The organism is Mycobacterium sp. DHQP2018-32-09, assembly GCF_058148405.1.
Window position 1 is genome coordinate 120,735 of sequence record NZ_JBYVYK010000007.1, and the last position, 11,513, is coordinate 132,247.

Consider the following 11,513-nt stretch of genomic DNA (forward strand, 5'->3'; position numbering starts at 1 on the left):
CGGCGGAGCTAGCCGACGGCGACCCCCACCCAGAGCGCGAGCACGCTCAGGCACAGCGTCGCCGGCACCGTGAGCACCCCCAGCAGCGTGTAGACCCGCAGTTGCGGTGCGGCGCCCGCCGCAGCGGATGCCCTGCGCCACAACATGATCGCCAACGATCCGACGTAGGTCAGGTTCGGGCCGACGTTCACCCCCAGCAGCATCGCCAGGATCAGCGGGGGCGGCGCGTGCGTGCCGAGGGCGGCGAGCAGCAGCAGCGTGGCGGGCAGGTTGTTGACCAGGTTCGAGATGACGGCCGCCGCGGCGGCCACCACCAGGAGCCCGACCAAGGTCGATTCGTGCGGCAGGTGCTCGCCCAGCGCGCGCCCGATCGGGCCGTGGGAGACCGCCGCCACCACGACGGCCAGCGCCAGCACGAACCCGCAGAACAGGACGTCGGCCGCGGCCAGGGTGCGGCGCACCGTGGTGTGCCCGCCTCGGAGCGCGAAGCCGGCCAGCACCGCGGCGCCCGCCGCCGCGACCCAGCCCGGCGCCACCCCGACGAAACCCGACACCGCGAACCCGGCGAGCGTCAGGGCGAGGACCAGCAGTGCCGTCGTCGGCGTGGCGGGGGGTGCATCGTGGGCGGACGCGCCGGTTGCCGAGTCCGCTGAGTCCGCCGACCCCTTCGAGTCCGCCGACTCCACCCCGTCGGCCCTGGCCGCACCGGGGGCATCGCCCAGCCGGTGGGGTGTCCGGAGTTGGTGGGCGAAGAACATCCGGAACACCACGAACTCGGCGACGATCGACACCAGCCACGGCAGCGCCATCACCGTGGTGAACTCCACGAACGTCAAACCCGTTGCGGTGAAGGCCAACAGGTTCGTCAAGTTCGACACCGGCAGCAAGGTCGAGGCGGTGTTCGACAGGTGGGCGCTGGCGTAGGAGTGTGGCCGTGGGTCCATCCGCATCGCCTGGGCCGTGGCGATCACCACCGGTGTCAGCAGCACGACCGTGGCATCGAGGCTGAGGATCGCGGTGGTCGCCGACGCCGCGACGAACACCAGGCGCAGCAGGCGCGTGGGGGAGCCGCGTGAGCCCCGCCGCAGCCGGTCGGCGATCCACGTGAACACGCCCATCGCGTCGGCGAGGTGGGCGAGTACCAGGATGGCCGCCAGGAAGCCGACCGTCGGCGCCATCTCCGTGATCGCGGAGCGCGCCGCCGGCCAGCTGACCAGCCCGGCGGCGACCGCGACGACCGCGGCCGGTAGCGCCGCGGCGATCTCCGGCAGCCCGCGCGGCCGCGCCACGGCGAACACCATCACGACCGCCACCAGGGCGACGGCGAGCACCGTCGCGCCGACACCGTGCACCACCGCGGTCAGCCCGCCCCGGTGCGGGTGCCGCACGGCAAGACCAGGACGCTGCCCACGGTCACCATTCCCAACGTCGTCTCCCGCCGATCCGAACGATTGCCGCCAGAGATGTTGACCGCACGGGGAGAGGTCAACCTGAAGAACGCAGCCAATCGGCTGTCGGATCGCTGAGTGCGACCGAGCGCACGGGCGATTCCCGCGTGCACGGTGCCGACCCCGAGTGGGAGAGTGGGTGCCGTGAGCTACCCGTACCCGCAGGCGCCGCAGGGCGCACCGCCGAGCTGCTACCGGCATCCCGGTCGGCCGACGTACGTGCAGTGCACGCGCTGCCAGCGGTACATCTGCGGTGAGTGCATGCGCACCGCACCCGTCGGCCACCAGTGCGTCGACTGCATCGACGAGGCGAACCGCGCGGTGCGCCGGCCCACCACGCCGTTCGGCGGCAAGCTCGGCACCGTACCGCTGGTGAGCTACGTGCTGATCGCGGTCAACGTCGTGATGTTCGTGCTGCAGAAGATGTCACCGGACGTCTACCGCGAGTTCGTCCTGTGGCCGTGGGGCATCGCCTACGGCGACCAGTTCTACCGCCTGGTGACGTCGGCCTTCCTGCACGCGGGCATCGTGCACCTGCTCTTCAACATGTGGGCGCTCTACGTCATCGGCCCGCAGCTGGAGCGGTGGCTGGGCCGACTGCGATTCACCGCGCTGTACTTCCTCAGCGCCATCGGTGGCTCGGTGCTGGTGTACCTGCTCACGCCCGTCGACACCCCCACCCTGGGCGCGTCGGGTGCCATCTTCGGCCTGTTCGGCGTGACGTTCGTCATGGCCCGCACGCTCAACCTGGACGTCAGGTGGATCGCGGGGCTGGTGGTGCTCAACCTCGCGATCACCTTCATCGGTCCGGCCCTGGGCACCGGGGCCATCAGCTGGCAGGGCCACGTCGGCGGGTTGGTGACCGGCGCCGCCGTCGGCTGGGTGTTCGCCAACGCACCGCGGGAGCGTCGCAACCTGGTTCAGGTGGCGGTGTCCGTCGCGGTACTCGCCCTGTTCGTCGTGCTCGTCTGGTGGCGCACCGACGTGTTGGTGAACGCCATCGGGCTCTAGGGGGCCGGCGGGGCCGCGCAGCGGTTCTTGATGTCGACCAGCGGCTGCCGGATCCCGGTCATCTCGGCCTGCTCCTGCGGGTGCTGGGCCAACCACGCCTGCGTCTTGGTCGACACCTGCTCGCGGGACATCCCCTTGAGGCTGGTGACGTAGTCGTTCAGATCGGGGTGGGTGAACAGGTACGCCGACGTGGACGCGTCGACACCGGCCCGCACGCCCTCGAGGTCGGCGGCGCTGCAGTTCGGCGGGTTGGCGCCCGGATCCTCGTTGGCGAAGGCCGGGGCGACGGGGCCCAGCAGCGCGCCGACCAGCGCGGCGCCGAACAGCCCCGTGGCAACGAGGGTGCGGCGGGCGGTGACTGCGGACGGTGACATGACGTGCTCCTCTCGGTCTGACGAAGAGTCTGCCGACCCAGCGCGCCGCAGGCGGGCTCTCCAAGCTCATTCACAGGGTGTTCGCCGAACGCGCACAGCCGACACGGAGCCAATTCCAACGCCAACGATCGTGAAACGCCTTGATCACGAGCCGGTCACGCGGTGCGTGGCCTCGCGGTCATCGCCGTCGGCACTGCCTACGTTCGGCATCGACACCACGGACGAAGGAGTGCACCGGTGAGTTCGATGAGGCGGTTGGCGAGGGTCTTGCTCGCGGTACTGCTGCTGCCCGCGTTGTTCGGCATCGTCGCGCCGACACCGACCGCGGGCGCGTTCTCGCGTGCCGGGTTGCCCGTCGAGGGGCTGCAGGTGCCCTCGGCTGCGATGGGTCGCAACATCCTGGTGCAGTTCCAGGGCGGCGGCCCGCACGCGGTCTACCTGCTGGACGGCCTGCGCGCGCAGGAGGACTTCAGCGGTTGGGACATCAACACGCCTGCCTTCGAGTGGTTCCACGACTCCGGGCTGTCGTTGGTCATGCCCGTCGGCGGGCAGTCGAGTTTCTACACCGACTGGTATCAGCCTGCGAGTTCCAACAGTGGCGCGGTCACCTACAAGTGGGAGACGTTCCTCACGCAGGAGCTGCCCGCCTGGCTGGCGGCGAATCGGGGCATCTCGCCGTACGGCAACGCCGTCGTCGGCCTGTCCATGTCGGGCGGCGCCGCGCTGACCCTCGCCGTGTGGCATCCGAGCCAGTTCATCTTCGCGGGCTCACTGTCGGGTTACCTCAACCCGTCACAGGGGCTGTGGCCCACCATGATCGGCTTTGCGATGAAGGACGCGGGCGGCTTCAACGCACAGCAGATGTGGGGTGCCACCAACGATCCCGCATGGCGGCGCAACGATCCCATGGTCAACATCCCGACCCTGGTCGCCAACAACACCGCACTGTGGATCTACTGCGGCAACGGCCGCTCGTCGGATCTCGACGCGCCGGGCGGCGACTTCGGCACCATGTACAGCGCCCAGTTCCTCGAGACCATCACCGTCAACACCAACAAGGAGTTCCAGCAGCGCTACCAGGCTGCCGGCGGGCGCAACGCCGTCTTCAACTTCCCCGCCAACGGCACGCACAGCTGGGGGTACTGGGGTCAGCAACTGCTCGCCATGAAGCCGCAGTTGCAGCGGGTGCTGGGCGCCGTGCCCGCGGCCCCGCCGGGAACCCCGCCGCCGGCCGGTGCGCCGGCACCGGGTGTGCCGCTGCCCGCCGCACCGCTGGGTTGATTCCGGCGGAATGGGTAAAGGGGTGCCATGGCAAAGGTCGACGTGTCGGTGTCCTCGGATCTGTCCCCGGAGCGTGCCTGGGCCATGGCCTCGGATCTGGCGCGCTTCGACGAGTGGTTGACGATCTTCGGTGGCTGGCGCAGCCCCGTGCCCGACGTGATCACCGAGGGCACCGCGGTGTCGTCGTGCATCAAGGTCAAGGGGTTCCGCAACACGATTCACTGGCGGGTCACGGAGTACGACGAGCCGCGACGCATCGCCCTCGACGGGCACGGCTTCGGTGGGGTCCGGATCGGGTTGACGATGACCGTGGACGCGCAGCCGCCGGGCTCGCGGTTCCACGTGCTGGCCGAACTGAAGGGCGGTCTGCTCAGCGGTCCGGTCGGCGGTCTGGTGGCCAGGGTGATCCGCTCCGACGTGGAACGGTCGGTGAACAACCTGGCGGCGCTGGCCTGACGACCCGGCATGTCGGCGGGCATCTTCGCTAGCCTGCACACATGGCAATTCGCGTACTGCGTTACGTCACCGTCGACGTCGACGACCGGCTGCGCCGCCGGGTGCGCCGTGTCGGTGACCGATTTCGGCTGAACGTCAGGTCGTATCTGCTGAGTGCGGCCGACGACATCGACGCGGCGGGGGCGGCCGCCGGCTCGAAGGCCAGGGGGCTCTGCGACGCCGCGGTGCAGCGCGTCGACACCGTGGTGACCCGCGTCAGCGACCGCATCGACCCGCTGCCCCCGGAACCCGAGGAACCGCAGGTCGGACGCGTTCGTTTAGAAGCGGTGTAGTGCACCCTCTACGGTGGAAGCGACGGGGGTGTCGCTGAACCGATGAAGGGATGCCGAGGCGGGTGCTGACCCACGGTTTGGTCGTCGTCCTGGCGCTGTGCGCCGCGATCTCGATGGCCGTCGGCATCGTCGTACGGCAGCGCGCCACCCTGGACGTGCCGTCCGAACAGGGCGTCAGCACCCACATGTTCCTGACCCTGTTGCGGCGTCCGCTGTGGTGGTGGGGGACCGGGGCGGCCGTGCTGGGGTACGTGTTCCAGGCGCTGGCCCTGATCAAGGGTTCCCTGATCCTGGTCGCTCCGCTCCTGGTGTCGGCGCTGCTGTTCACCCTGCCGCTGTCCGCGCGGCTGTCGAAACGTCGTGTCACCCGCGGCGAATGGTCGTGGGCCGGACTGCTCACCGTGGCGCTGGCGGTCTTCGTCATGCTCGCGCGCCCGGGGCCGCAGGAACAGCCCGCGGCGTTGCAGGTGCGCGTCGCCGTCGGCGTCGGCTGTGCGGCCGTCGTGGTGGCGTGCGTGGCCATCGCGGTGCGCCGGACGGGGTGGCAGCGGGCGGCGTTGCTCGCGGGCGCGGTCGGCGTGCTGTTCGGTGTCGTCGCGGTCGTGACCAAGATCGTGATGCACATGCTCGACCAGCGAGGATTGGCGAGTCTGCTCACCACGCCCGCGCCGTATGCCCTGGTGATGTTGGGCATCGTCGCCACCCTGCTGCAGCAGTCGGCGTTCCATGCAGGTGCGCTGCAGACGTCGGTGCCGACGATGCTGGTGCTCGAACCCGTGGTCGCGGTGTTCCTCGGGGCCATCCTGCTGGGCGAAGTGCTTGACGCGGGGCGCCACGAGGCCGTGGCCCTGACCGTGGCCATCGTTGCGATGACGGCGGCGACGGTGGCGCTGGGGCGCGACGAGGGTGCGTACGAGGCGGAGCTGGAGAGCACCGCGGCGGAGCGCGGCGAGCACACCGCGGCGGAGCGCGGCGAAGACACCGAGGCGGAGCGCGGCAAGTACCCCGCGGCGGAGCGCGGCGAGAACACCGCGGCGCAGCGCGGCCAACACACCGGGGCGCAGCGCGGCGAGTGACCCCGCGGCGCTGCGCCGGTCGGCTCAGGAAGTGCGGGTCGACGTGTAGTAGACGACGGGCGTCACCGCCTGCTGGTCCGGTGCCGAGTCGGCCGCGGCCTGGTCCGCGGGCAGCAATCCGTGGGAACTCAGGAGTTCGCCCATGGGCAGTCCCACCGACGTCCACCCGCGGGTCGACAGGTAGTCGGCGACGTCGTGGCGTTCGCCGGGGTAGCTGAGTTCGCTGAAGTCGAGGTCCAGGCCGTCCTCGCGCAGCTTGTCGGTGACGCTGCGCATCTTCTCGGTCATCGCGTCCCGGTCGGCGTCGGAGATGCTGGGCACGGCCTCGGTGGCCAGCCGGCTCCCGGGTGCGGTGAGACGCGTGATGTCGTCGAGGAGGCGGTCCTGCGCCTCGGGCGGAAGATAGCCGAGTAGTCCTTCGGCGATCCAGGCCGAGGGCTTCGTCGGGTCGAACGCGGTTGCGGTCAGCGCCGTGGTCCAGTCGTCGCGCAGATCGATGGCGATGGACTGCAGGTCGGTCTTGGGCCGTGCGCCGAGTGCGCTGAGCTTGCTGCGCTTGAACGCGATCACCTGGGGCTGGTCGATCTCGTAGACCGCGGTGCCGTCGGGCCACTCGAGCCGGTACGGCCGGGCGTCCAGGCCCGAGGCCAAGATGACGAACTGGCGGATGCCTGCGGCGGCCGCCTCGGCGAAGAACTGGTCGAAGAACCGCGTGCGCGCGGCCATGGCGACGGGCATCATGCCCAGGCCGAACGGCACGCCCTCGACGTCGTACTGCGCGCCGTCGATCTCACCGGTGGCCCAGCGTGTGAGAAAGTCCACTCCCACGGCGCGTACCAGGGGTTCGGCGAACGGGTCGTCGATGAGGGGCTCGGGCGCATTGGTCGCAATCGCGCGGGCGGCGGCCACCAGGGTGGCGGTGGCTCCGACGCTGGTCGCGAGGTCCCAGGTGTCGTCTGCGGTGCGTGGCATTGGGGTGGTTTCCTCCGTTCACCTTTTGGTTAGTCACTATAACCAGCAGGCCTGGAATGCCATTCCTCACAGGGAACTCCCAGTTCAGGGAGTCGGGCATATCTTTAGTTTTGCTAACGTTGTGATCGCTGGGTGAGCAACGGAGCTCCCCACCCAACTCCCACGAGCCCACGAGAATGGAGATGCCATGTCCGAGGAGACGGCAGCACTCGAAGCGCGCGAGGGCCGGCTGAACCAACGCATCGCCGACCTGTACGCCACTGATCCGGAGTTCGCCGCAGCCAAGCCCGACCCGGCAGTCGCTGCGAGCGTCGAGGGCAAGCGGCTGCCCGACGCCGTGCTGACGGTCCTCGACGGCTACGCCGAACGCCCCGCGCTGCGTCAGCGCGCCGTCGAGTTCACCACCGACGCCGCCGGCCGTACCGTCGCCACGCTGCAGCCCCGGTTCGACACCGTCACCTACGGTGAACTCGCCGCCCGCGTACGCGCCGTGGCCGCCGCCCTCGCCGACGCGCCCGTCGCCCCCGGCGACTCCGGTCCAATCGTCGCCCCCGGCGACCGGGTGGCCATCCTCGGCTTCACCAGCACCGACTACACCACCGTCGACACCTCGCTGACCCAGCTGGGTGCCGTCTCCGTGCCGCTGCAGACCAGCGCCGCGCACACGGCCCTGCAGCCGATCATCGCCGAGACCGAGCCGTCCCTGATCGCGTCGAGCATCGACTACCTCGACGACGCCATCGCCCTGATCGAAGCCGGCCCCGCACCCAAGCGCCTGGTGGTGTTCGACGTCCACCTGGAGGTCGACGACCACCTGGACGCGCTGACCGCGGCGCGCGCCCGGCTCGGCATCCCCGTCGAGACCCTCGGCGAGGTGATCGCGCGCGGTCGGGAGCTGCCCGCCCGCAGCGCCACCGGGGAGGGCGACGACCCCCTCGCACTGCTCATCTACACCTCCGGCAGCACCGGTGCGCCCAAGGGGGCGATGTACCCCGAGCACAAGGTCGCCGAGCTGTGGGGCGCCAGCTCGCTCAACCACTGGGACGAGAAGCAGGGCACCGTCCCGTCCATCACGCTGAACTTCCTGCCGATGAGCCACGTCATGGGGCGCGGTGTCGTGTACGGCACCCTGGCCGCCGGCGGCACCGCCTACTTCGCGGCCCGCGCGGACCTGTCCACGTTCCTGGAGGACCTGGCCCTCGCGCGGCCCACGCAGATGAACTTCGTCCCCCGCATCTGGGACATGTTGCACCAGGAGTACGAGAGCCGCGTGGCCCGCGCCGACGCCACCGGCGTCGCCGAGCAGGAGCGCGTCCTCGACGACATGCGCCAGAATCTGCTGGGCGGACGCTACGTCTCCGCCATCACGGGCTCGGCCCCCATCACGCCCGAACTCAAGGCGTGGGTCACCGAGCTGCTCGACCTGCACCTCGTCGAGGGTTACGGCTCCACCGAGGCCGGCGCGGTGTTCGTCGACGAGCAGGTGCGGCGCCCACCGGTGCTCGAGTACAAGCTGGTCGACGTTCCCGAACTCGGCTACTACGCCACCGACGTCCCGTTCCCACGCGGTGAGCTGCTGGTGAAGTCCGAGCAGCTGTTCCCCGGCTACTACAAGCGCCCCGAGGTCACCGCCGAGGTGTTCACCGACGACGGCTTCTACCGCACCGGCGACGTGGTTGCCGAACTCGGACCCGACCGGCTGCGCTACGTCGACCGCCGCAACAACGTGCTCAAGCTGTCGCAAGGTGAGTTCGTCACGGTGTCGAAGTTGGAGGCCGCGTTCACCGGCAGCCCGCTGGTGCGCCAGATCTTCCTGTACGGCAACAGCGCTCGGCCCTATCTGTTGGCCGTCGTGGTGCCCACCGACGACGCCGTGGCACGTCACGGCGAGGATGAGGACCTCAAGAACGCGATCAGCGCGTCGCTCAAGGACGCGGCCCGCACCGCGAACCTGCAGTCCTACGAGATCCCGCGCGACTTCCTCGTCGAGACCGAGCCGTTCACGATGGAGAACGGTCTGCTGACCGGCATCCGCAAGCTGGCATGGCCGCGGCTCAAGGAACGCTACGGCGAGGCGCTCGAGCAGCTCTACGTCGACCTGGCCGACGGTCAGGCCGGGGAACTGCGGGCGCTGCGGCAGCACGGTGCGGACGGACCCGTCGTCGAGACCGTCGGCCGCGCCGCCCGGGCCCTGCTGGGTGCGGCCGTCTCCGACGTCGCCCCCACCGCGCACTTCTCCGACCTCGGCGGAGACTCGCTGTCGGCGCTGACGTTCGCCAACCTGCTGCACGACATCTACGGCGTCGACGTCCCGGTGGGCGTCATCGTCAGCCCGGCCAGTGACCTCGCGGCCATCGCCGCCTACGTCGAGGCCGAACGCAGTGGCGGCGCCAAGCGCCCCACCTACGCCGCCGTGCACGGACGCGACGCCACCGAGGTGCACGCGAGCGACCTCACGCTGGACAAGTTCATCGATGCCGACACGCTGGCGGCCGCCGCGACGCTGCCCAAGGCGGGCAACGAGATTCGCACCGTCCTGCTGACCGGGGCCACCGGCTTCCTGGGCCGCTACCTGGCGCTGGAGTGGCTGGAGCGCATGGACCTGGTCGACGGCAAGGTGATCTGCCTGGTGCGCGCCCGTAGTGACGAGGAGGCGCGCGCCCGCCTCGACGCGACCTTCGACAGCGGGGACCCGAAGCTGCTGGCCCACTACCGCGAGCTGGCCGCCGATCACCTCGAGGTCATAGCCGGCGACAAGGGTGAGCCCAATCTCGGTCTCTCGCAGGAGGTCTGGCAGCGGCTGGCCGACACCGTCGACTTCATCGTGGACCCGGCCGCACTGGTCAACCACGTGCTGCCGTACAGCCAGCTGTTCGGACCCAACGCCCTGGGTACCGCGGAGCTGATCCGCATCGCCATCACCACGAAGATCAAGCCGTTCGCCTACGTGTCGACCATCGGTGTCGGCTGGGGCATCGAGCCGGGACACTTCGTCGAGGACGCCGACATCCGGGTGATGAGCCCGAGTCGGGCCGTGAGCGACGCCTATGCCAATGGCTACGGCAACAGCAAGTGGGCCGGCGAGGTCTTGTTGCGCGAGGCTCACGATCTGTGCGGCCTTCCGGTGTCGGTGTTCCGCTGCGACATGATCCTGGCCGACACCACCTACGCCGGACAGCTGAACCTGCCCGACATGTTCACCCGCATGATGCTGAGCCTGGTGGCGACCGGCATTGCGCCGGAATCGTTCTACGAGCTGGACGCCGAGGGCAAGCGCCAGCGGGCGCACTACGACGGCCTGCCCGTCGAGTTCATCGCCGAGGCCATCTCGACGCTGGGCGACCACGTCGCGGCCACGCCGGGGGCCTTCGAGACCTACCACGTGATGAACCCGCACGACGACGGCATCGGCATGGACGAGTTCGTCGACTGGTTGATCGACGCGGGGTACCCGGTGGCGCGCGTCGGCGACTACGCGACGTGGCTGACGCGTTTCGAGACGTCGCTGCGGGCCCTGCCCGAACGGCAGCGCAACGCGTCGCTGCTGCCGCTGCTGCACAACTACCAGAAGCCCGACGTGCCGGTGCACGGCGCCATGGCGCCCACCGACCGGTTCCGCGCCGCGGTACAAGAGGCGAAGATCGGACCCGACAAGGACATTCCGCACGTCACGCGTGAGGTGATCGTCAAGTACGTCACGGACCTGACGCTGCTGGGTCTGCTCTGATCCACCCGATTCGTGCACGTTCGTCCGCGCTCGGCGCGGACGAACGTGCACGAATCGCTAGGGGTTGATGGTGTTCTCGCCGATCTGGCGACCCCACACGTACTCGATGGCCAACGGCTGGCCGAGTTCGAGGTGGTTGTAGGGGGCGATCGACGCGCCGGTGTCCATCACCAGGTACGGCGCCGGCCACAGGTCACGGGTGACCTTCTGCCAGCATCCCGGCCGCCCCTCCGGGCCGCCCTTGGCGTTCACCCGCGGCAGGTTGTCCGGATACACGTAGGGGTTGGGCGCGCCGACCAACTCGTTGCGCAAGACGACCGAGTAGCCGTTCTTGCCGCCACCGAAGTACGAGAAGTCCTTGGCGGAGTCGTGGTAGTTGCGGATGGTGCAGAGGATCTCGGGGCTGTACTCGTCGAGCAGCTCGCTGGTGGGGACCAGGTCCGCCGCGCCGCGCACCAGGTACGGGGCACTCTTCTCGAACACCTCGCCCGCGGTGTTGCCGAAGCCGACCGAGGCCATCAGCGCCTGGTCCACGTTGCCCTGCTGTTCGTTGAGAGTGCGGGCGGTGGTGACGGCATCGTTCAAGCCGTCGAACAGGTTCGGCGAGGCGTCGGCGTAGACGTCGGCGAGGTCGGCAAGGCGCTGGGTGTCCTCGCGGATGCGCGGCATCTGCGGGTTGAGGTCGGCGAGGATGGTGTTGCCGTCCTCCAGGGACTGTCCGAAGCGTTCGCCGAGTCCGCCGAGCGCCTGGGCGGTGGCGGTGAGGGTTTCGTTGAGCTTGACCGGGTCGACCTTCTGGGCCACCGACACCACGGTCTCGAACAGCGTGTTGAACT

At 69.7% G+C, this 11,513-nt stretch carries 10 protein-coding genes; 6 read left to right on the top strand and 4 right to left on the bottom strand.

Features of this window, described 5'->3' with window-relative positions:
- Positions 1–8: 8 nt before the first annotated feature.
- Positions 9–1,388, bottom strand: a complete 1,380-nt coding sequence (locus AC30CM_RS05750; protein WP_490115862.1) for an SLC13 family permease — start codon at positions 1,386–1,388, stop codon at positions 9–11.
- Between the two features lie 204 nt (positions 1,389–1,592).
- On the opposite strand from AC30CM_RS05750, the gene AC30CM_RS05755 reads away from it, so the two are divergent.
- Positions 1,593–2,459: a rhomboid family intramembrane serine protease gene (locus tag AC30CM_RS05755; RefSeq protein WP_490115863.1), complete on the top strand. Its 867-nt coding sequence runs from the start codon at positions 1,593–1,595 to the stop codon at positions 2,457–2,459.
- Here AC30CM_RS05755 and AC30CM_RS05760 read toward each other — a convergent pair.
- The gene (locus AC30CM_RS05760; protein WP_490115864.1) at positions 2,456–2,833 is read right to left on the bottom strand and encodes a heme-binding protein; all 378 of its coding nucleotides are present in this window, start codon (positions 2,831–2,833) and stop codon (positions 2,456–2,458) included. The two genes, AC30CM_RS05755 and AC30CM_RS05760, sit on opposite strands and share 4 nt — an antisense overlap.
- 246 nt (positions 2,834–3,079) lie before the next feature.
- Here AC30CM_RS05760 and AC30CM_RS05765 point away from each other — a divergent pair, with 246 nt between their 5' ends.
- From AC30CM_RS05765 to AC30CM_RS05780, 4 genes are all read left to right on the top strand, one after another.
- Positions 3,080–4,114, top strand: coding sequence for an esterase family protein (locus tag AC30CM_RS05765; protein ID WP_490115883.1), 1,035 nt, complete (start codon positions 3,080–3,082; stop codon positions 4,112–4,114).
- Positions 4,115–4,141: 27 nt separating this feature from the next.
- Positions 4,142–4,570, top strand: a complete 429-nt coding sequence (locus AC30CM_RS05770; RefSeq protein ID WP_490115865.1) for a type II toxin-antitoxin system Rv0910 family toxin — start codon at positions 4,142–4,144, stop codon at positions 4,568–4,570.
- Between the two features lie 41 nt (positions 4,571–4,611).
- Positions 4,612–4,902 carry a hypothetical protein gene (locus AC30CM_RS05775; RefSeq protein ID WP_490115866.1) on the top strand — a complete coding sequence of 97 codons (291 nt, stop codon included), beginning with the start codon at positions 4,612–4,614 and terminating at the stop codon, positions 4,900–4,902.
- A gap of 62 nt (positions 4,903–4,964) precedes the next feature.
- Entirely contained in the window at positions 4,965–5,978 is a 1,014-nt protein-coding gene (locus tag AC30CM_RS05780) for a DMT family transporter (protein WP_490115867.1), read from the top strand.
- 24 nt (positions 5,979–6,002) lie between these two features.
- Here the strand turns inward: AC30CM_RS05780 and AC30CM_RS05785 are convergent, their stop codons facing one another.
- Entirely contained in the window at positions 6,003–6,950 is a 948-nt protein-coding gene (locus AC30CM_RS05785; RefSeq protein WP_490115868.1) for an SAM-dependent methyltransferase, read from the bottom strand.
- A 187-nt stretch (positions 6,951–7,137) separates the two neighbouring features.
- On the opposite strand from AC30CM_RS05785, the gene car reads away from it, so the two are divergent.
- Entirely contained in the window at positions 7,138–10,677 is a 3,540-nt protein-coding gene (gene car / locus AC30CM_RS05790) for a carboxylic acid reductase (RefSeq protein ID WP_490115869.1), read from the top strand.
- A 57-nt stretch (positions 10,678–10,734) separates the two neighbouring features.
- Here the strand turns inward: car and AC30CM_RS05795 are convergent.
- On the bottom strand, positions 10,735–11,513 hold a 779-nt coding region (locus tag AC30CM_RS05795; RefSeq protein ID WP_490115870.1), incomplete at its 5' end, for an MCE family protein.

Coding starts and splice junctions, on each gene's coding strand:
- AC30CM_RS05765 (WP_490115883.1), top strand. CDS start 3,080: ATGAGGCGGTTGGCGAGGGTCTTGCTCGCGGTACTGCTGCTGCCCGCG.
- AC30CM_RS05775 (WP_490115866.1), top strand. CDS start 4,612: ATGGCAATTCGCGTACTGCGTTACGTCACCGTCGACGTCGACGACCGG.
- car (WP_490115869.1), top strand. CDS start 7,138: ATGTCCGAGGAGACGGCAGCACTCGAAGCGCGCGAGGGCCGGCTGAAC.
- AC30CM_RS05785 (WP_490115868.1), bottom strand. CDS start 6,950: ATGCCACGCACCGCAGACGACACCTGGGACCTCGCGACCAGCGTCGGA.
- AC30CM_RS05770 (WP_490115865.1), top strand. CDS start 4,142: ATGGCAAAGGTCGACGTGTCGGTGTCCTCGGATCTGTCCCCGGAGCGT.
- AC30CM_RS05760 (WP_490115864.1), bottom strand. CDS start 2,833: ATGTCACCGTCCGCAGTCACCGCCCGCCGCACCCTCGTTGCCACGGGG.